Annotated in this window: 20 protein-coding genes and 1 pseudogene; 8 read left to right on the forward strand and 13 right to left on the reverse strand. The window is 34.2% G+C overall.

The window, feature by feature from the left end:
• Positions 1–97: 97 nt before the first annotated feature.
• From MKO96_RS01665 to MKO96_RS01690, 6 genes and pseudogenes are all read right to left on the reverse strand, one after another.
• Positions 98–1,840: pseudogene (locus tag MKO96_RS01665) on the reverse strand (RNaseH domain-containing protein); the annotation flags it as partial.
• Positions 1,841–2,133: 293 nt separating this feature from the next.
• Entirely contained in the window at positions 2,134–2,700 is a 567-nt protein-coding gene (locus MKO96_RS01670) for a hypothetical protein (RefSeq protein ID WP_240586443.1), read from the reverse strand.
• An 81-nt stretch (positions 2,701–2,781) separates the two neighbouring features.
• A complete protein-coding gene (locus MKO96_RS01675; RefSeq protein ID WP_240587369.1) occupies positions 2,782–3,321 on the reverse strand; it encodes a replication-relaxation family protein in 540 nt (179 codons plus the stop codon).
• 31 nt (positions 3,322–3,352) lie between these two features.
• Complete coding sequence (locus MKO96_RS01680) at positions 3,353–4,543, reverse strand: FtsK/SpoIIIE domain-containing protein (RefSeq protein WP_240586444.1); 1,191 nt, start codon at positions 4,541–4,543, stop codon at positions 3,353–3,355.
• Positions 4,544–4,661: 118 nt separating this feature from the next.
• Positions 4,662–4,844, reverse strand: a complete 183-nt coding sequence (locus MKO96_RS01685) for a hypothetical protein (protein WP_240586445.1) — start codon at positions 4,842–4,844, stop codon at positions 4,662–4,664.
• A complete protein-coding gene (locus MKO96_RS01690; protein ID WP_240586446.1) occupies positions 4,841–5,143 on the reverse strand; it encodes a hypothetical protein in 303 nt (100 codons plus the stop codon). Before MKO96_RS01690 ends, MKO96_RS01685 begins: the two co-directional genes overlap by 4 nt.
• Positions 5,144–5,328: 185 nt before the next feature.
• Between MKO96_RS01690 and MKO96_RS01695 the strand changes: the two genes are divergently transcribed.
• Both MKO96_RS01695 and MKO96_RS01700 read left to right on the forward strand, forming a co-directional pair.
• Positions 5,329–5,535, forward strand: coding sequence for a helix-turn-helix transcriptional regulator (locus MKO96_RS01695; protein ID WP_106383260.1), 207 nt, complete (start codon positions 5,329–5,331; stop codon positions 5,533–5,535).
• A 36-nt stretch (positions 5,536–5,571) separates the two neighbouring features.
• The gene (locus MKO96_RS01700) at positions 5,572–6,036 is read left to right on the forward strand and encodes a restriction endonuclease (protein ID WP_240586447.1); all 465 of its coding nucleotides are present in this window, start codon (positions 5,572–5,574) and stop codon (positions 6,034–6,036) included.
• 31 nt (positions 6,037–6,067) lie between these two features.
• Here the strand turns inward: MKO96_RS01700 and MKO96_RS01705 are convergent, their stop codons facing one another.
• A complete protein-coding gene (locus tag MKO96_RS01705) occupies positions 6,068–7,201 on the reverse strand; it encodes a phospholipase D-like domain-containing protein (RefSeq protein WP_240586448.1) in 1,134 nt (377 codons plus the stop codon).
• Between the two features lie 185 nt (positions 7,202–7,386).
• On the opposite strand from MKO96_RS01705, the gene MKO96_RS01710 reads away from it, so the two are divergent.
• The 6 genes from MKO96_RS01710 (at position 7,387) to MKO96_RS01730 (ending at position 13,430) form a co-directional block, all read left to right on the forward strand.
• Positions 7,387–8,553, forward strand: coding sequence for an S-layer homology domain-containing protein (locus MKO96_RS01710; protein ID WP_240586449.1), 1,167 nt, complete (start codon positions 7,387–7,389; stop codon positions 8,551–8,553).
• A 663-nt stretch (positions 8,554–9,216) separates the two neighbouring features.
• Entirely contained in the window at positions 9,217–10,368 is a 1,152-nt protein-coding gene (locus tag MKO96_RS01715; protein WP_240586450.1) for an S-layer homology domain-containing protein, read from the forward strand.
• Positions 10,369–10,550: 182 nt separating this feature from the next.
• On the forward strand, positions 10,551–11,576 hold the full coding sequence (locus tag MKO96_RS01720) for a WXG100 family type VII secretion target (protein WP_240586451.1): 1,026 nt from the start codon (positions 10,551–10,553) through the stop codon (positions 11,574–11,576).
• 13 nt (positions 11,577–11,589) lie between these two features.
• Positions 11,590–12,003, forward strand: coding sequence for a hypothetical protein (locus MKO96_RS01725; RefSeq protein WP_088047310.1), 414 nt, complete (start codon positions 11,590–11,592; stop codon positions 12,001–12,003).
• Between the two features lie 262 nt (positions 12,004–12,265).
• The gene (locus MKO96_RS29330; protein ID WP_255788347.1) at positions 12,266–12,400 is read left to right on the forward strand and encodes a hypothetical protein; all 135 of its coding nucleotides are present in this window, start codon (positions 12,266–12,268) and stop codon (positions 12,398–12,400) included.
• Between the two features lie 601 nt (positions 12,401–13,001).
• Complete coding sequence (locus tag MKO96_RS01730) at positions 13,002–13,430, forward strand: SMI1/KNR4 family protein (RefSeq protein WP_240586452.1); 429 nt, start codon at positions 13,002–13,004, stop codon at positions 13,428–13,430.
• 68 nt (positions 13,431–13,498) lie between these two features.
• On the opposite strand, the gene MKO96_RS01735 is transcribed toward MKO96_RS01730, so the two are convergent.
• The 6 genes from MKO96_RS01735 to MKO96_RS01760 all read right to left on the reverse strand — a co-directional run bounded on the left by MKO96_RS01735 (position 13,499) and on the right by MKO96_RS01760 (position 21,907).
• Positions 13,499–14,296 carry a GH25 family lysozyme gene (locus MKO96_RS01735; protein ID WP_240586453.1) on the reverse strand — a complete coding sequence of 266 codons (798 nt, stop codon included), beginning with the start codon at positions 14,294–14,296 and terminating at the stop codon, positions 13,499–13,501.
• On the reverse strand, positions 14,296–14,721 hold the full coding sequence (locus MKO96_RS01740) for a phage holin family protein (RefSeq protein WP_240586454.1): 426 nt from the start codon (positions 14,719–14,721) through the stop codon (positions 14,296–14,298). Before MKO96_RS01740 ends, MKO96_RS01735 begins: the two co-directional genes overlap by 1 nt.
• Before the next feature lie 75 nt (positions 14,722–14,796).
• The gene (locus MKO96_RS01745) at positions 14,797–15,021 is read right to left on the reverse strand and encodes a hemolysin XhlA family protein (RefSeq protein WP_097820110.1); all 225 of its coding nucleotides are present in this window, start codon (positions 15,019–15,021) and stop codon (positions 14,797–14,799) included.
• A gap of 123 nt (positions 15,022–15,144) precedes the next feature.
• Positions 15,145–18,201, reverse strand: coding sequence for a phage tail spike protein (locus tag MKO96_RS01750; RefSeq protein ID WP_240586455.1), 3,057 nt, complete (start codon positions 18,199–18,201; stop codon positions 15,145–15,147).
• A complete protein-coding gene (locus MKO96_RS01755; protein WP_240586456.1) occupies positions 18,198–19,688 on the reverse strand; it encodes a distal tail protein Dit in 1,491 nt (496 codons plus the stop codon). The genes MKO96_RS01750 and MKO96_RS01755 overlap by 4 nt, the downstream gene beginning before the upstream one ends.
• Positions 19,689–19,729: 41 nt before the next feature.
• Complete coding sequence (locus MKO96_RS01760) at positions 19,730–21,907, reverse strand: phage tail tape measure protein (RefSeq protein WP_483298317.1); 2,178 nt, start codon at positions 21,905–21,907, stop codon at positions 19,730–19,732.
• Positions 21,908–22,111: the final 204 nt, after the last annotated feature.

Here is a 22,111-nt window from a genome sequence, read left to right on the forward strand (position 1 = left end):
ACATAAAATAAAAGATACATGACAAAGGATATCCTTATTTACATGAAAAAATGACAAATCCTGATCAATATAACGAGCAGGATTTGTCTACTATTATTTAGAGTAGAATAATTGAATCTTTCTTTTCTATTTTCATTATATCTACATCCAGTTCATCATCAAATTCTTTAAACTCTCTTGCATCTATATCAGTCATATAGCCCTTTACTACTTTCGCCATATGCATGGAATACGGCATGTGCACATCCTTTTCTAACATCATACTTGAATTACAGCACATGTAATGTATCATTTTGGCGATATAATTCCTTTCTACAGATTTTACACCTAAAGGTAAAATTTCAAGTATGTATTGCTGCAATGTTTCACTATCATTCAAAGAATATTCACCAGTGCTATAATACATCCCTTTTTGATCTGTATATAAACTTGTGCCATCCGGAACATCATCATGTTCTATCACACCGTATTTTGGTGTATCAAAAGCTGTATTTATTCTTATAATATTTAAGTTTGGAACCTTTAGCATATCAGGAACAATCTCAGGGAAAGTATCTATATCAATTTTTTTATTTTGTAACTCTTTTATCCAATGTTTTCTTAAATGCGCATCTATAATGAAATACACTTGTTCATTTTGCTCTTTTGCACGTTGTAAAATTCCCTTTAATGTTTCAAAAACAAATTGTTTAAATTGAATTCCCGTATCATTTCTTTTTGAAGGCTGCGGTAAAAAGGTATTATGTTTATTTACATTTAATAATAAGCAATCAATCGTTTGCCACTCCATATTCCCATATAATTTATATGAAATTTCTTTTCCTTTTATTTGTGAAATAATAGGTAAGAAATCAAATTTCGAGATTCGTTCAATTGATAAATTAACATATGTACAAGGTGAATTTATTTTATTCCAACTACGTTTCAAAAATCCTTTTTGTTCTAATAAACTAAGAATACAATTTATTATTGTTTTACGGGTTACACTTTGGCCTATAAATAAATTAATAAATGCTGAAATACGGTTTGTTCGTGCAAACCCTTCTCTAACAATTTGCTTTGGATCAATTTTTTCACGCCCATCACAATTTTTCATTGCAATTAACGCCAATGTCGCATCATTGCGCTCACCTGCAGTAGCATAAACTGCTTTCATAACATCCTCTACTAAATTTGTTTTGTATTTCTGGCAATATTGCATTTTATATGGATTTTGCAATACTTTTTCAATATTACATCTTACTATTTTTAACAATACTGGAAAATCTGCATTTAATACATATAACGACTCACCGATTTGAGCTAACACAATTTCACTTTCAAATAACGCTTGTTCAACTTCCAACGATATTTTTTCAGACCATATTTCTAACGTAATAGTCTCTAATCCTTTTGGTGCAATTAAAGGGAATAATTCATTTTCATTATTTGTTGCTACCTTTTTACATTCTGGTAGTAATGTGAAATAAGAGAATTTTTGCTGAAACCCTTTAAATAGATACTCTCTTTCCTTTACTTTTATACCAGGTTTTATTTTAGTACCTTGAACTTTATATATTCTCTCATTGTATGGAAGTAACACCCTAATATTTGTTCCTAGCATATAATCTTTCGGATATTGAAGAATATGCTCTAATTCAACTTCTCCACCTATACGAAAATCATCTTTTAAATTTCTAAATATCTTAATCCATTTTATGCCGTTTGTAGCCTGTTGTACTTTTAGTTTTACAAATCGTAATTTTGTATTATTCGATGAAAATTCTGGAGTAGAAACCAATATCATGCCCCGTTTTCGTCTTAATAGCAAAGGAATATCTGGATGATTATATTCTTGATATTAAGGCTATTTTTATGAGCATTTCGTATAAGTGTGATTTAACTGGTTAAAGCTATTTTCAAAGACGACATATCAGCGATAATTTATGTCTATTCCATATAGGTGTTAGCAAGTTCGTTTGCAAACTTGTTAGCACTTTTTTGTTTAGATAATACACACATTCCTTCTTATATACTGACTATGTTCCGATTTGGGGATTTTTGTGCGGAAAATATACCTTCCTATTGTGGTCAATGTGGTCAAAAGAGAGTGGTCGTTTTATGCGCTATTCTCTTTTGACCACATGTTCACACTTACACTCTATTTCCTTGTGACTCATTTAAACTTTGCTCAAGATTTTTAATTGTCGTCTCTTTTTCTTTAAGAGTTTCTTTTAGCTCATCAATTATTTTTGAATTTTCATCCTTACTTCTCTGCAATTCATTTTCAAAATTAGTAAGTAAGTCAGTCTGCTTCGTCTGTTCATTAGCTGCCGCTCTTCTGTTGTTATCTCCAATCATCATAAATACAAACCCTAAAGCGATAACACTTGCTGAAGTACTCATTGAATCAAGAATTTCTTTTGGCAGGGATGCAATCAATTTGGAATTAGGAAAAGCTATTATACAAATTGCCGCTATATAATATAGTAGCGCCCCTATTTTTACTACTTTCTTTTCCGATACAGGGTCATTTTCATTTTTTATTGTTTTATTAAGCAAATCAGATAATGTTAAGCAAAGTCCAGCTAATGAAATACCTGTTACAAATGCTCCTGAAATATTTGCTTGGCCTACAATATTTAATAACCCAAGTACAACTATAGCTCCCCCCATATAAATCGTTACTTGTTCCATCTGTAAATACCAATTTTTCTTCATTAATTCACCAACTTACAAATTCATTATAGAATTTAATTATATAATAAATTTGTTATACAATTTCCTAATTAATTATTATTTTTAATAAATTAAAATTTCTTCTATTACATACACCTTCACAAACACATCGTACTTACCTGCTAACTCTTCTAATTTCTTTTCTCTGTATTTTGTCACCGTAAAAAAATGAATCACTGGCATTTTCCCGTTATGTTTCTCTTTATAAATTTGCGTAAGTTCTTCATATTTTTTTAACTTCTCTTCATTCACTATCATTTTCTGAGTACGATCAACCTCAACCGCATGAAGTATATTTTCTTCATCACGAAACTTTACATCTGGGACAATCTTCTTTTTCTCTTCATTCTTTTTATATCGTATATCCGTTTCAATCTGCCAATCGTCTGGACAGAATAAATATAACCATGCTTCATTCCGTAATAATGCATGTGCAAGCTTCCCTCTCGAAACAACCTTACCATCATCCCCAAACAAAGCATGCCCTTCTTTATTGAGATAGTACACATACTCTTTCCCTTGCATTGTTTTGCTTAAATACGGCTTCAAATCGCCCATAATTCTGTTTGCATTTCGAATACCACCCATATTATGCACACTCATTACATGTCTTCTTGTTGCAAACTGCAGCTTTCTAATCGTCGCAAGTATCGCCATCTGACGGTTGATTTTTATGTGACTCTGGATGTTCATGTTTTTCCACCTCATATTCTTTTAGATGTTCCCACATGACCTTGTCATCGATATATGGCACTTGCAGTACAGTGAAGTTTTCCTTCATATATATAGCTCTTCCTGGAATAGACGGTAGTTGCTCTAGTCCGGATTGATCAATTACAACTTCTGATGCGGTACGAGTCGGTAAACGGAAACCAAGTTTTGCATTCGCCATCTGTTTGACTACCCTCGGCAATGTATCTCCTGTCGGATATTGCGTACAGAAGACAATACGAAACCCAAGTGCCCCTCCAACACGCGCAATGTGACTAAGCATGTATTGGCACTCTTCCAGCATTTTATTATGAGCTCTCGGTAATCCTTTTGCAGGTGCGAGTACTGCTCCCTCATCCACTACAATGAAATACCGGTCCTTTTCTTTCGTGTGAACAATATTCTTGATGCCACGTTCTTTCATGTACTTCCCACGTTCATGCATTTTCTCCATTACTTTTAAGAGCATGCCATGTGCTTGCTCTGATGTTTCTGCGATTTTTTCAACTTGTTTCAGTTTCTTATATTCGCTAAATTCGAGTCCTTCTTCTTTTAAATCAATTAAATAAAAATGAGCATGATCTGGATTCGCTAATGATAAGGAAGCAAACATATTTTTAAGGAAGACTGTTTTCCCCATACGAATTAATCCACCTACTGCCATATGCGGTGTTTCATCAAAATCGTGATATACAATTGTTTCTAGACTCTGGCCAACTGGAATACGCCATTTTCCTTTCGCCACTAAATCCATTGACCATGACCAGTTTTTCGGTATTTCTCTTCGGAATACACGAATGTTCAATTTATAATTATCGTACTGAATACGTACCGGCTTATTTAGACCCTCAGAAACAACATCTTCTACCTTCTGAATAATTTTACTCGGCATACCTAACGGTAAGGTATATACATAAGTCGTACTACGATCATCATCGATTTGCTTTTGGAACTTTGGATATTGCAATTTTTCTTCATTATTTCTTTTGATCGCAATACCAGCTACTTCAAAAAACACCTGTATTTTTCGTTTATCATCATTTTTACTTTTGAACTTTTCACCGAATAATGCTACTGTTAAACCTGCAACTGGAACGAGTAATAATTCAATCATTTTCTCCACTCCCCATATACCCTTTATAAGGGTATATATCCCTTATTTTTGGAAGACTCCCGTACATGCTATATGCTAATAACCCGTAAATGTCCTACAATTCCACATCGGTATTCCCTTATAGAAACGCGAAAAGCACATAACGTAGAAGATACAAGAACGAGCCTGTGAGCGTTGTGTACATGGTCATTCGTGGAAGCCAACGTGGAACACTCTGCCCCATTTTTTCTGCAACCTTCATTGTAATCACTGACAAGCCTGTTGCCGTCCATACCATTACTGCTTCACCAACGATTGTCATTTGAATCCCTCTTTTCGAATGAGTTGTAATCCTTTCGGTGTCATAACCGGTTGATACTCATTTATGACATCTCCCCACTCAAGCACTTCATCCTCATCTTCATATAAATCATCCATTATATCTTTTGACAAACGGTAATAACCTCTGTACTCACGATTATCAAAAACCTCATGTCTTTCCATGTGGTCCATAATTGCATTTGTTTCTTTCTTACCATTGGAATTTCTATACATACTCCTTAATTCTTTTGATGGATACAAGTAAGGCGTTTCATTTAAATGTGAATATTGCCAACGCATACGCGCCCTCTCCCCTCTAGGTGTCCTTGATTCCACTTGGTATTCCTCGTAGTCTTGATATAGGTATATGTTGTAGAATTCAATTTTTGTTTGTACACTTAAATTTTTTCTTTGGATTTAATTTTTTTATAGGAGGACAAGAACGGAATGGGGAGAATTCATAAAAAAAGGTAGGTGGATTAAATATGAGGTTTAAATGTAGGTTGAAAGTAATCTTTGCAGAACAAGGAATCAGGCAAGGGAATTTCGCTAAAGAAATTGGTTTAAGCGAGTCTGCATTAAGTAGCCTTGTAACGAATCGTACACTTCCGAGCTTTACGAATGCGTATATCATTGCAAAAGCTCTAAACATGCATGTTGAAGACATTTGGATTGAAGACAAAGTAGAATAATCATCACTTGGGTATATTAAAAGTGAGGTGAATTGCATGATTTGGGCAATTTTATTACTTGTAGGTATTTTTCTAATCGGAGCAATAATGAAGGTACCAGAAGTATCCCGTGAGGAAATTCATATCAATCGTGAAACCATGAATACAACACGAGAATATTTAAAAGAAATGGACCCAAGAAAGTTTGAATTTTTAGTTGCTGATGTATTCCAAAGTCTTGGCTACCAAGCTAAAGTAACTCCTGAATCTAATGATGGAGGAAAAGATATTATTCTCCGTAAAGGAAGAAAAACTAAGTTTGTGGAAGTTAAAAGACATAACCAGGGTACAATTGGAAGACCTGATATTCAGAAGCTTCACAGCGCAATTGTAGATGCTGATGCAATTGGAGGGTATTTCGTTACACTCAGTAATTTTAATAAGAATGCAAGGCAATATGCTGCGAATAAAAATATTGAGCTCATTGATGGTGAAGCGCTCATTCATATGATGAAGTCATAAAAAAAACGACCGTTTTTACAGTCGTTTTTTGTTATTGTTTTTTTATATCTTGTAAGATTCTCTCTATATTTTGATTGAGAGCTTTTCTAATCATAGCATCCTTTATTTCATCAACAATTGTTTCAATATCTTGAATAGATTCTTTTATATAATCAAATGTTTTAATTACCTCTTTCCCTTTATCTTCTATTTCTCGGTAATTCTTTTCTTTATAATTTTCTACATAATATCGGGCGTCTTCTAAAGCTTCTTCCATATTTTCACCCACATCAAGTTGATGAAACTTATCCCACATCATACTCTCTTCTTGATTTGTTTTAAATTTAGCCAGTTCGTCCAATTCAGAAACAAGTAGCTTTACTAGTTTTCTTAAATGTTTTACTGTTTCCCTTGCGCTTTCTTTATTAAATTCAGAAGGATACTCATCTATTAGTTTTTCGGTTATAACTTCAAATTCAGAATGAAACTCCTTAAATTCTTCCCATCTTTCTTTATGAAAATATGCGTCATCAATAAAAAAGACCTCTTGCCTAAAAGTAAAAGGTGGATCTCCAACCCATGTTAAAATATCTTCTCGAATATTTTGTAACTTATTTGCCAATTTTACAGATATCTCTTCCATTGTAGCCCTATATTCAGAAATGATACAGTATATTGATTTGTTCTTAATTTCCGCAAAAATATTTCTCTCTATGTCTCTGATTACTTTTGAATCTTTTACTAAAAAACCTAATTCAAAATTACCTTCACTAGCATCAGAAAAATTCTGTGAACCAATATAGGCGATGTGATCAGTCATAATTAATTTTGCGTGATTCTCAAGATTGATATACACTTCTAAATTTCCGAATTTCTCTTGTTCCAAAACACTCAAAGCATTTTTAATTTTCCATTTAACCTTATCAAACTCTTTTTGGTCTATCCTATTTTTGAAATTTTTCACGTAACTACCGTTTGGAATATTCAAGATAATGTTTATCTTTGTAGTTTTATTCAACTTTCTAAGTTCTTTGATTAGTACCGAATTAGATTCATATGTATTAATATTATAAGTTACAATATTAATACATTTTGCATGTTTAAATTCATCTAGGACTACTTGATAGCCATTTTCTTTATAAGATAAAATTATTTCTCCTGTGACATTTGAAATCTTTTGTTTCATATTGCCCCTCTCCTTTACATCGCTACATCTCTTTATTTTAAATTATAACATCTATCTCAATATCCATTTACAACTAAATATTGATTTAATTTACACACCTAACTATAATGTTAATTGTTATATTTTTATTTATTAATAAAATAAGTTAATTAATTTGTTAAAAATTAATTAAAAGGAGCTTACTAATGAAATTCAAACAAATTATTTTAGCAGGCGCTGTTCTTGCTACATCAACATTTACCTCTTTAACAAATGCACAAGCTGAGACTGGATTTCGCGATGTTCCTTCAGATCACTGGTCTTATAATGCAATTATGGATTTAAAAGAGAAACAGATCTTTGCTGGTTATGGAAATGGTATATTTGGTTTTGGTGATCCCATCACACGAGGTCAAGTTGCTAGATTGTTATATAATTATATACAACCAGTGACTGATCCTACTGCCCCTCCTTTCAAAAATCCATTCAATGATGTGAAAGGTACTATGTTTGAAAAAGAAATTTTAGCGATTGCTAGAGCTGGAATTATGAATGGATATGGTAATGGTAAATTTGGCCCAGATGATACTTTAACTCGTGAACAGTTGGCTGCTGTATTAAAAAAGGCTTTCAGATTAAGAACATCATCTATAACTACATTTGAAGATGTTGAAAAAAATTATTGGGCTACTGACGCAATCAGTGCACTTCAAGAAAATAAAATTGTAGTTGGAACAGGAAATAATATGTTTGAACCTAAAGAAATTGTAACTCGTGAGCAATATGCACAGTTTCTATATAATGCAATTAATTTTGTAGAAGCAAAACCTGAATTACCACCGTTTGATCTCCCAAGCTCTATGATTACAAGTGAATTTCATTACGACAGTAGTAGCTGGATAAACAGTTCACCGTTGCTACTAAAATCTGTATCTAAAGAAGCTCAAAATCTAATTACTAAAATAAACAAGAATTATAATGAAGATTTCAAATACGAAAGCGTATATATCAGCGGCGGCCAGATGGGCGATGGTGAAAGGGTAGAATTACTTTCCTCTAATCCTAATTTAGGAAAGATTTATGATTATGGACAAGGGCAACTCTATTTAGTAGGTGAGAATGAAAATGATTTCATGATTACATTTATAATTGAAAAAGCTACTGTAGAGTTAGCAAAAAATTGGATTACTTTAATAAATCCAGATTTAAATCTAGATAAAGAAATTAACGATATTGTTGCATTACCTTTCAAAAATTCAGGCGAGCGAGATTATCACACAAACTTAGATAAGGGTAACTACAAAATGGAGTTAAGCACAATGCCTGCATCAAATGGTTATGAATCAATATCCATAAATGTTAAAAGAAAATAATTAATAGATAAAAAACAAGGTTCTCATTGGAGACCTTGTTTTTTTGTTTCAATTCAAATATTTATAGTATCACTTATGCACATCTAACCATCTAATAAAATTTCAAGTTGAGAACTTGCAAGGTTTATTGTTAATTCATTTGGTGTTTTGTACGACTAGATTCGATTTGAGTGCTAATTTTAAGTTTGATGAATTAGTGAATATAAATTAAAGAGACCGTCCCTAAATGGGAGGTTTTTTCTATTTACGTCTTACCTTACACTTAAACAACTATACTCTTTTGTCTAAGCCTCCCTCTCACTCTTCGCATAACATGTACTAAAAAGGAGGTACGTGATTTTTATGTCAAACTATTATTACGACCGTTCACATAAGTGCTACCGGAAGAAACATAAAAAATGCGACTGTGATTGTCATTGTGAACCTCGCTACCGAACGTTAACATCAGGTCCTTTATTCCGTAATGCTGACACTGATTTCATTCAAGTTTCTGCACTTAATCAAACTTACATAGTATGCCTTTCCTAGTAGTTATGGATAGTAATCGAAATTTTTTGTAATCTATCTCAATATCCATTTACAACTAAATATTGATTTAATTTACAAACACGAATATACTATTAATTATTATATTTAAATTTAATAATTAAAAGGAGCTCACTAATGAAATTCAAACAAATTATTTTAGCAGGCGCTGTTCTTGCTACATCAACGTTTACCTCTTTAACAAATGCACAAGCTGAGACTGGATTTCGCGATGTTCCTTCAGATCATTGGTCTTATAATGCAATTATGGATTTAAAAGAGAAAAATATTGTGGCTGGCTATGGAAACGGAATATTTGGTTTTGGGGATAATATCACACGAGGTCAAGTAGCTAGACTGATATATGCCTACTTGAAACCAGCAGAAGAACATAATGCACCAAATCCTTTCACTGATGTCAAAGGACATATGTTTGAAAAAGAAATTTTAAGTCTTAGTAAAGCAGGTATTATGAATGGTTTTGGCGATGGAAAATTTGGTCCAGATAATGTTTTAACACGTGAACAATTAGCTGTTGTATTAACAAAGGCTTTTAACTTCAAAGCGACATCTACTACCACTTTCAAAGATGTAGATAAAAATTACTGGGCGACAAATGCTATTAGTGCATTACAAGAAAATAAAATTGCTGCTGGCACAGGGGATAATCTATTTGAACCTAAAAATATTGTAACTCGTGAGCAGTATGCACAATTTCTATACAATGCAATGAATAAGGTAGAAGTTAAACCTGAATTAACACCTTTCGGTATACCTAGCTCTATGATTACAAATGATTTTTATTACAACAGTAACAATTGGAAAAATGCTTCACCGGTGCTAAAAAAATCTGTATCTAATGAAGCGCAAAATCTAATTACAAAAATAAACAAGAAATATAATGAAGATTATAAATATGAAAGCGCATCTGTCAGCAATATGGGCCTTCCTGAAAGTGTACAGTTACGTACTTCTAACCCTAATTTGGGAAGGATTTATGATTTAGGACAAGGACAGTTCTTTGTAGAAGGTGAAAATGAACATGATTTCTATATTACGTTTATAATTGATAACGCAACTGTTGAATTAGCGAAAAATTGGATTACTTTAATAAATCCAGATCTTAATCTAGATAAAGAAATTAATGATGTTATAGCAATGCCTTCCAAAAAAGCAAGCGGGCGAGATTATCACACTTACTTAGATAAAGGTAAATACCAAATCGAGTTACACACAAGGCCTCAAACAAAAGGCTATGATTCATTATTCATAGGTATTAAAAGAAAATAATTGATAGATATTAAAAAAGCCGTCCAACAGGACGGCTCTTTTTTATTTCACATACACATAGGCTTTATTTACAATTAAGCAGATTTTAGTTCACATAAATATTATTATACTAATCTAAAATTTCCATGTTTACATTTTTTTCTTTTTATCTCATAATTTTAATTGGGAAAGGGAGGAAAAAAATGGTTCAAATCAAAGTAACACCTGAAATGCTAGAAGAAGTCGCTAATCGTGCAAATAATACCAGAATCGCATTAGAATCTATACATAATAATTTATGTAACGAAATAGATAAATTGTGTTTTCAATGGATTGGTGCCTCTAATCAACAGTTCATTCAAATGTTCAATGATGCGAGACCAAAAGCTTTTACATCTATCAATTCACTTATACAAGTGGAAGAAGATTTGAAACGAATTGCCGAAAAATTCCGCAATACAGATAATCAAGATGTTACAATGGAAAAAGGTGCAATGTGTGGACCACTATCATCAGAAAAAGAGGGTTTTGATGGTGAAAAACTAGCTAGGGATATAGCGGGTGAAATAAGTGGTGAGTATGATGTTCGTCGTGTTTGGGATGGTATTGATCCATCTACTGGCGAAAAACTTTCGGGGTGGGAACGTGCTGGGGCAGGTGTCATAGCTGTAGCCGGCCTTACACCCTTTGGAAAGATAGCTAAAGTAGGAAAAGGAGTTAAAATGACTGCTAAGGCTACTGAGGCTGTAAATACAGCTAAAAAAGTACCTGTTGGGAAAGCCAGCGGGACTAAGTCAATTATTTCATCCGAAATGGAAGAGAAAATTCTTTTGGGACAGAGAAAAAATCCTAATAAAAATGAAATTATTGGAGGACATTCATCAAATATTAAAAATAGTCATCCTAATTATGCTACAGAGACGATTAAGGTCAATCCAAATGGTACGAAAGATATCAAATATACGACTCAATTCCCTGACGGGAAATTGGCTAAAATAAAAAATAGTACAATATTTCCAGATAGTTGGAGTGATACAAAGATTTTAGATAGTATAACTGATATAGGTAACTCTTCCCCGTTAGGTATTAGAGGGAGAGATGGAGCAACTTTTCATAGGGAAATTATTGACGGCGTAGAAATTGATGTAATAAAAATAGGTGACAATGTGGTTAGTGGATATCCAACAGGTCAAATTAATGCACCATTACCAGGTGGATTTACCAAATAGAGGAGGAACATAAATGTATGAAAAAGTAGATGCAGTATTATCTGAAAATAGCTCAGATAACTACTTCTATGATGATGAATTTATGTATGTACAAGAGTTGATAAGTGAATTTACTGAAAGTGATTGGGATAAATTGCTTCAAAATCTAAAGGACAGAGATGATAAATATAAAATTAGATTAGTATATTGTATAGATGAAGATACTGGGATGAATGGATTCAATTTATTACTAGATTTACTCAATGCGAATGATGAATTAGCTGAATATGTAATAGACTCTTTGCGTTCTTTTAACAATGAAGAATATAAAAAAATAATCGCTTCCAACAAGCAAATAATGGATAAAGCAGAGAGTCTACTGAAAAAATCGAGTCTGCCAGTTAAAAGAATTTTAGAAGCATTTTTACAACAAAATACACAGTCTTAGTATTTATATCTTTAGAAACAGAATTGTTTAAACTAAATAAAAACGAACTCTATTATTCGATTGGCGTCAAATAATAGAGGATTGACTAGTAAGTGTATCACCTGAGATTCCCAGAAGCGTATGGCGTGAAGCTGAAGCGTCTGAAATAGAGCCTTCACATGAATTGGTTTACTTCTTATGTAATAATGCTTTAGAAGTATTTAATTCTCGTTCTATAGAAAGTGCGAAGTGTGAATGTGGTGAATGTATGGATGTATATAAAATGGTTGATACAATGCCGTTTGATAAGTTTGAAGAGTTAGTTGAGGACAGTATTGTTGTTATTGAATTATATTTATGTCCTTCTTGTAAAAAGTGGAAGCTTAATTTTGTTGGTAGAAAAATTCTATATGGGTGAAATCATGTTAAAAAAGCTGAATTAGGAAATTACCTAGTTCAGTTTTTTATTTTAAAGAAAAGTATTATCCATATCTTTCAGCAAACTGTTCTGAATACAAATCAACTAATTTTGTTCTTCCAGAGTCTGAATACATCTTTATATCATATTTCACATACACATAGTCTTCATTTTTGTATTTTATATTTACAATCTCTTCCCTTTCCTACATAATTTCAAAACAAGAATACTTTGAATCTCGATTTGAAAGAATTTTTAAAACAGATTATGTAACAGCACATCGTAAGACAGTTGATTCAAGACGCCCATGGGATTCACCTGAAACTGAGCCAATGATACCTTTTGATGAGCATTTAACAGTTCCTCTTGATAAAGTTTTGATTAAGGAGTGCTGAGAACAATGGGGAGATATCCACTATTAGCAATAATGAAAGAAAATGAGGATAAAGAAAGTGTGATTTACAGTTTCGGTCCAGATACTGAATCTTGTATCTGATTTTGAACGCGCAGGATTCCCTAAAGAAAACATTTCAGAAACTTTAGAACAGCAATATAAAATGCTTGATAAATTAAAAGTAAAGTATGAGAGGATTGATTATTAATGAATATTCTAGAAAAATTAAATGAAGCCTTCACATTAGAAGCTCAGGAATCACCAGCGAGTAAAGAGGCCATTCAAGAATTACAAAAGTTCTCATCAATAGATGTACCATTAGATTATTTAGAAGTAATCCAACATTGTACAAATGCAGAGATTAATGTACAAAATGAACTTTACATACGTATTTGGAGCCCTACTGATTGCATAGAGATGAATGAAGCACATGATATTCAAAAATATATACCAAATTCACTGGCAATTGGTGATGACGAAGGCGGAAAAGCATTATTATATGTAGAAGGAAAAGAAGGATTCGGATTATATACAGTGGATTTTGGAGATTTAGATATTGAAGAAACAATTAAAATAGCTCCTTCATTAAAAGCATTGTTAATAGATGGTGTCGGAGTTGAGGAATTGTTGTCATAGTTAAAAGATAACAGCCGACTCATTTATATCGAGTCGGCTGTTATTTTTGATTAAGCTATCCTTTTGTTTTATTTCAAATACTCATACCACCAATCTCTACGATTAAGGTACTCCTTCATCGCATTTAATTGAGCATCTGAAGTTGGATCAGAAATAAAATATGCTAATCCATCAGGTTGTAAAATGAACTTAGCTGTCATTTTTAACGATGTCAATGCTCCCATAACATCTTCAATATACTCTCTTGAAAATGCTCCTGATTGGATGATATTTAGTTTAGTTGTTTGAACTTGCTCTTGCACTGCTCCAGTAAACCAAGATAGTGGCTTGTTCCCGACAAGCGAATTTAAGTCACACTTCCCGATACCAGGCACATTTCCTGTTTCAGTATATTGCCAAATGTCACAAGGATATGCTGGCTTATTACCGCCATAACGCGGAATCCATACAAAATCACTTTTTACATTCGCCATACCGAAAGGTGCATACATATGATGCCCAACATATAAACCGACTTTCTTAGCACCTAGTCGGTATAACTCATCAATGAAGGCCTGTGTTCCTGCTCTCATGTCATTCATCGTTTTTACTTCTACATCAGCAACCCATACAGTTGCGCTCTTATCACCATGGTTCCATAAGTCTTGTGCTTCTTTCTTTGCATCAGCAATGGAAACAAAGCGGCAAAATGCATAGTTTCCAAAAGGAATGTTGTGCTGCTTCATCGCTTGTACATATCCTTTATATAACGGATCTACATAGTTTGAGCCATCTTGCACACGGGCAATTACAAAATCCAAATACTGTTTTGCGACTGGCCAGTTGATATTACCGTTCCATTTTGAAATATCTACGATTTGTCCCATTATTGATCCTCTCCTTTTTTCTCTTCTTGTTTTTGTTTACCACCTAAAATTTCCACGGCATTAGTTAAAGCTGAAGGTAAAGGAATTCCAATACGTCCTGCATTTTCTAACAATGAAAGTAATTCATTCCCGATGAAAAAGAAAATCGTTGCTTCACGAATTGCACTGTTTGTTCCCATAATTGCATCAGCTTGAGTGGCTGCTGCTACCAAAAGAAAAAGCACCACCTTTTTGGCGATGCCTTTAAAACCAACCTTGCTTTTTAGCTCTCCATTAATTCCTGCTGCGAATACACCAGTAATATAGTCAATTGCTGCCATGATAACAAGAACTTTCAATGTCGTATCCCACCCTCCCAAAAAGTATCCGCAGAAGCCACCAAAAGTGGCAATAAAAGATTTTAGCAATACATCAATACGTTCCATTTTCTCACTCCTTATTTATAATAAAAAAAGAGAGGCGCTTGTCCCTCTCTCAATAAGTACTTTTATTTTTATATTTTAAATCATCCCTTTTAATATTAAACCCAAAACCGACATAGTGATTGCGCTAATAATAATTCGTAAAATCCAAGTTGTATTCGTGCTAATTTTTTCTAATTGCTTATTAATTGTTGCTATGTCTTTCTCATTAATTGTTGTGCGAGTTTCTAAATTACGAATATCTCGCATAATTTCTTTTTGTTCTGCTTTGAGACTGTCAATTTTTGCATATACGTCTTCCATACATTCACCACCTCTATAATCTATATAAAACAATCTTTATATATTATGAGACAAACCTTGTTACTGTGAATATATGAAATCCATTTTTTTTAAAGCCGTATTTTATACAAAATAAAAAACAGCTTATGGCTGCTCTGGTTTCGTATCAATTAATTGTTGTAGTAATAATTCTTCTAATCGAGCTATCCGATTTTCTTGACTATTTACTTGTAATTTTAGATTTGCTATTTCTACCTCCTGTTCCTGTACTGTTGTATCAAGTTCCTGTAAAGCTTTGATTGTAAGTGACGCATATGAGTATAAGTGAATTCCTTTACCACTTTCATCGATAAAAACTTCATCAGATTCATCTACAATTGCCCCGTAGTATGTTTTAATATCTTCTGTTGTCAATGGTGGGTCATTAGGATCTTTCTTTTCTCTCATTTTGTAAAGCTCGTTTACTGCATTCTTATAGTTGAATTGTCTCACTCGTACATTCCTGATTTTTTCTAGAGCGGAAAAAGAAACATCACGAATGTTAGATTTATATTCCCGTAATGAAGGGCTCATAAAATTACCTTGAACAGATCCCCAGCCGTTCTGAGTAACAGGTGACTTGACTTGAATGATCCCTGTATATCCTGCTGCACGGCTATTACGTAAAGTGATATTAGGTAATCGTAAATCAGAATCTGTACCATTATCTTCAACGACTAACGAAGTTTGATATAACCCAACTTTTCCTCGTCTGAAATACCAACTCCCATTCCCAGCATAAAAAACATGGTAATCATTAGCATTTAGAACACTTAGTCCGTTCCTTTGCAATTCCCAGTACACAGATTTTTTGACTGTACCATCAACTATGCCATCGCTAATACCAATGTTCGCATAAGCCCCTGACCATCCTGCACCTGCTTGAGACATAAATAAAGCGCCTGCTGGAGCACTAGTCTTTTCATCTGATCCTAAGATAAAAGTAGGTTGTACTGAACCATCTGTTCTTCTGTAATGTCCCAGAAATGATCTAGCTACTCCACTTTCATATAACCGTATAAATTGGTCGTCTAAACTAACATAATTATTGGTGTTTGATGTTCTAATTTGGCAACCACTTAGCAATCCAGCTTTAATCCACTCAGCATTAACTTTACCAACTAAATCTATTCGTGCAGCATTTAACCTAATGTTTTCTTTACTCATGTTAATGGCTGCTATTACATCATTTTCTTTTACAGATATACTAACGCCCTTTTCTGTTAGCTGAAGGCGCGACTCCATATCTCTTACATAAGAATCTGTAGCAAATTGTCCATCTGCTTGCGTCTTTGTATATACTTCTGTCTTTTTTGCTGCTGCATTGATACCCTGTTCGTTAATAGTAAAGCGGTTATCGATTAGAGTCATTTTTTGATTAAATTGCTCAGTTGCAAGCTTATTAGCTAATTCGCCCAATAAATCTTGTTTATTTTTATCAACTGTTTGTTTCAACTCAGGTATCTTAAACCCAGCAACATAATCCTCTACTTGTTTAAGCTCAACTTTTGCTCCAATTGCTGTTGCCTGCTGTTCAAGTTTTGTGTTTGCCTCAGTAACCTTTTTACCCTGTGCATCTACAATATTGTTTAAATTACTAACCGTAGAAGACAATCCGCTTGCTGTTTTTTCTATTGATGTAACTTTTTTATCAATGGTACCCTGATCATTTTTCAAATCAACAATGGTACGTGAAAAGCCTTGAAGAGTTTCGTTCACTTCGTTAAATTGACCAGAAACCTCCTGTTTTACTGATTCCATATCAGGTACAACAGGGTCCCAAATACTATCTTTCCAGAGTTTTAAAATACCAGGCTTACCATTTGAAATATCTAACCATAATGTTTTTCTGTCTATAAGCCCTGTTGCTGGAGGATTCTTTGCTTCTATAATTTCAACGGTATTATTTTTAATATTCTCCTGTACTTTTTCAGCTAGTGTTTTTGCTGCTTCTGACTCCTTCTTTGCATTACTAGCGGTTTCATTAGCATCTTTCACTAATTTATCTAACTGATCTATCATATCTTGTTTATTGCCTAATGAACTGAGGATACGGTTATAAATCTTTCTTAATTCCTCATTTGGATCAATAATCTCATGATAATCTCCAAATACATATTTATCTTGTAATGGATTTTTAAATGATTCATCACCAACAATTGCTCTTGCTTCCAAATAAAGTTTAGGTGTAAATCCAGTATCTTTAATTCGAATCGTATCGCCCTCATTGATTAATTCATGATTTAGTCCGAATACACGACCGATTGATTGTGCTTCAACTTCATAAGAAACAGATGTATTTACACGCTTTTTTAACTCTGTATTCATAAGAGACATCAAACGTTTTGCATCCATATCTTGGTCTTCTGTCTCTGGACTATAGAAACCAAATTTATGCTGTCCCTTCTCACTCCATCTTTGAAAAGCATCGTTGTCCACAAGATAAGGGACACCGTTATTTATTTCTGTAATGGTAATGAACTCTCCGCCTTCTTTTTTTACGAAACCTAATAAGGCTGTACAGATGTTTTGAGAGTTCTCAATACGCTTAATCCCCATTAAATCTTTACCTAACGTGACTTCCTTCCCTGTTTCTCTTCCCCTTTTCTTCACCATGTCTACATACCAACCCACGATTTTCGAACCAACTACTTCAACACGATATTGAATTTCTAGTTCAAATAATGATGCTATCTTTTTAAGAAAGGCTAATGGGTCAATAAATTCATCAATAGTCATTGTGCGGAACCCGGAATACTCAATATTCCCTATTTCATACTTAGTCCCTACTAAAGCTACAGACGTTAATTCATGTGCTGTTTTCGATTCAAATCTCTGTGGAGGAATAATGCCAGCTTTTGCAAGTTGAATCCATTCACCAGACGCATATGTAATTACTGATCTATCATTAGAGTCCTTTTCCGCTTCAGTAATTACATAAGGAACAATACGACCATCACGCACTTCTTTTAATACTAAGTTTTGCTGCATAAGTGTGGATGAATGCCTTGTATTATCAAATGCTCGAAACTCTAATGTATCAATGTTATTTTTGATTTCCCAATGTCTTTTATCATCCCAATAATCTGTAGGCTGAATAGATGCTACAATTTGTTCTGTTTTAAAATCAACAACATGCAATTCACCACTTGGCGTTCTCATCTATACCTCTCCCTGTAACTGATTGTCGCTGTAACATCTGGTGGCATTATATCAATACGATTATCTCCACGTATGATTTTAGGAAACTCGCTGAATATATCTTTAAAATTTATAGCGTTCTTCCCATTTATTGTAACAAGGCTTTTTTCTGTATCGATTATTATTTTATCGCCAGTTTCGAATATAAACGGTTTTGTATTTACAGCTACATTGTTCACTTTCCATATTTTTAAATCTGTTATGCACATATTATCTATAGCAGGATGATTATCCCATTTGCATACTGCAATCATTACTTGTGCGATTTTCCGAGTTGTCATTGGATTACTATTGTCAACATCATTAAATTGTTCCACAAGAGATGCCCCGTCTGTGTATGTACCATCGATAAATTTAGCTACATACACAGACCATTGCTTGCCCCTTCTAGCGATACGTAAGCGCCCTCGGAACTGATTGAATGTAGTGGAATAACCGCCGCTGGTATCGACTAATTTACGTATACTACCTGGCGTAGATTCTGTTCCAATCCTCATATAAGCCTTCGTAATTTCTGCATCACCATATAAATCATTCATGTTAATACGTGCTACAACATTACTCGAATCATCAAGCAGCAAAACTTCGACCCGACCCATTTCCTCTCTGTTTTTGGATTGCAGAGTCACCCATGCTTCCATTTCAAAATCTTGAATAGGGCCACCAGGGATGTTCTTCTTAGCGATAGCTCCATAAAAACCACTAGTTCCTTCTTCTCCATATTTTTCACAATACAGAGCATGTCCATCTTTAACCTTGAAACTACCTGTACCTTTCATTTCTCCAACTTGCCCAGTAACAGAAGTCCAACCTATAGGCGAGGCCATTTCATCCCATAACACACGCTCACGTTCTTGTACCGTTGTTTCCTCCACGCTTAAGGGGTAACCAATACGGAAATAGTTTCGTTCTAAAGGATATTTACCAAACCATACATCTAAAAAAGTGCTTGGTTTTTTTACAGTCATTTCAATTAATGCTGGAACTTCAACGCTTCCTTTATTCGTGAAATAGGAAGTAGTCTCAGTAGACCAACTTTGCACAAAAGGATGAGTTTGTACTTGCCCTAGTTTATAAGGTATCGGACAAACAAATTTAATTGTACCGATTCCCAATGTTACAAATTCATCTAGATCAAAGCTATCATCCACGACAGCTAAATATGTTCTATTTGGTTCTACATCGAAAGTAAGCTCTACAGCTTGATCTGTAATTAACCAATCCGCAATTTCTTCTTTTATGACTTCTAAATCAGATCCATCAGGAACGATAATTCCTACAGGGATTGATAAAACACGCATTTCCGTTTGTGTGTTTAATAGTCTTGCACCTGGATATCCTGGAACACTTAGAAAATTCCTTTTTAATGGAGCCCAAGGTGGCCTTTTCCATCCTTTTGCGATTTGAACAAAGTCTTTTCGTTCGTTATTAAATGTAAAAGAACTCATGCTGACGCCTCATTTCTTTATATAATAAAAGAAACCCAAACCTAAAAGTCTGAGTTTCTTTTTGTTTCTCGTTCTTGATACTCGGTTGTATATCGATACGTGCCACGCGCCACATCTCGTCCGTCTAAAACAACAGGAACTTCAACAACTAATTCGCCACCAAGCATTGGAAGTGCTCCACCATCAGATGCTCCTGGAGAATAATTAAATACTTGATTTGATACGCTGCTTGTCATGGCTTGTCTACTATTTGACATACTTCCATACACACCACTCATGACAGTCTTTAATCCTGATAATTGACTTACAGAACTAGCCATCATACGGCTCATATCACTCATTAATTGATTGATTTCACCAGGCATAGCAAATTGTTCACGCTGCATGGTTGCTGCAATTCCTGCCCCAATATCACCTAGTGTCTTTTTATTAAGCGGAAGCACCGCTTCGTCCCCAGCCTCTCCCGCTGCTTGATAACGTCCATTATTCATTCCGAATATAGTTGGCTTAGTGAAAATACCACCCTTGGCGCGCCAATCTATATTGAGTCCAGAAGGAAATGTAATATCTTTACCTAAAACATTTTTAGTACTAGTTTGTAAACTAAAATGTGGAAGAGGTGGCATTTCGGGTTTAGGGATTTTTAACTTCAGATTTTCAAAGAATCCTTTGATTTTATCGATGAAGCCCTTTACTCCATCAACCGCATCTCTTATTGGATCCATAATAAATCTTTTTGCCGCTTCAAATTTTTCTTGTGCTGCATTTTTCACTGAATCAAATTTTTCTCTAGCTGAATTATATAAATCAGTAAATTTTTGTTTGGCCTGATTATAAGTATCTGTTACTGGCTGAATAACATATTGTTTCACTAAATTCCAGGCTGAAAGTGTATAGGATTTTATAGATTCCCAATTTGATAATATCCAGTTAGCTAAATCTGCAAGTTTTTGTTTTGTTGTATTCCACAACTCTTGAACTGGTTGAATTACATATTGTTTAACCAAATTCCAAGCCATAAGGGTGTATGATTTAGCAAGTTCCCACTGTGAACTTAGCCAAGAAATCAAATCACTAAATTTCTCTTTTACTAAACTCCAAGCTTCTTGTACAGGCTGAGTAATATATTGTTTAAATAATCCCCATGCAACTTGCGCCACAGCTTTTGCGATTTCCCACTGTGTACCCAACCAAGCAACCAATTCGGAGATTTTCGTACTCAACCAGTTGTAAGCTTCTTTAATCGGCTGAATGATATATTGAGATATTGCTGCCCAGGCAATTTGTGCCCCTGCTTGTATTAATAACCATCCAGCTTGAAGTATAGTTGAAATTAACGAAATAATTGGATCTAAAAATGTAAGTATAGAAGTCCAAATTTCTTGCCATTTTTGGAACAATTGCATAAAGAATTGAGACGCCGTTTCTACTAGAGATGACCACCAGCTAGATGCTGTTTCAACAAGTGAAGATAACCAAGTCGATGTTGTTTCAACAAGTGAAGACCACCATCCAGTTGCTGTATCCACTAAAGAAGATAGCCATGAAGAAGCTGATTCAACTAAAGATGACCACCAAGTCGATGCTGATTCTACCATTGATGAGAGCCATGTTGTCGTTGTTTCTACTAAAGAAGACCACCAACCTGATACCGTTTCTACAAGTGAAGATAGCCAACTGGAAGCCGTTTCTACTATGCCACTCCACAATTCGGATAAATACTCCCCAATAAAATTAAAGGTATCTATCGTCCATTGTCTTATAGAATCCCAATTTTGATAAATGGCTATACCTAAGGCAACTACCGCGGCTACAACCACAGCAATTAAGGCTACCCATCCCATCATCGCTAATCCAATGGTGGATATGGTGACGACTATTGGAGCTAATGCCATAAATGCTCCTGCGATTACACCAATAGCCACTGCAACGGCTGCTAATGTAGCCGCTAATTTTGGATTATCAGAAATCCAATCAGCAATTTTAACAATGACATCAGCTATTACACTAAGAACTGGCTTAAGTGCAACTTGTAAATTTTGCATCGCTTTTTGAAATTTAACTGCTGGGTTTGCATCCATTTTCTTTATAGATTCATTTAGATTTTTTTGGTTCTTATCAAAATCTATAACCTTTTCTTTTGCCCCTAGTAATGTGTTAATGATATTTTGTCCTTGATCCTCATACATTGTCATTTTGTTATCGTAAAGGCTTTTTATCCTCTACTTCCGGGGATTTCTCCGCATTATAGGATGTTGACTCATCCTCGGTTCAGCATATATTTTCAACCTATAGGGTTGTCGTTCACTCGTGGGAGTATTTTATTCTGTAATACAGGTTCAACTCCTATGCGTTACGGTGAGCCACATCTTTTAAAATGTGCTTTACCACGGTGTTAGCACCACCTTTACATGCTGAGCTTT

Origin of the sequence: Bacillus sp. ES1-5 (genome assembly GCF_022487605.1) — a bacterium.
Lineage (GTDB): Bacteria > Bacillota > Bacilli > Bacillales > Bacillaceae_G > Bacillus_A > Bacillus_A wiedmannii.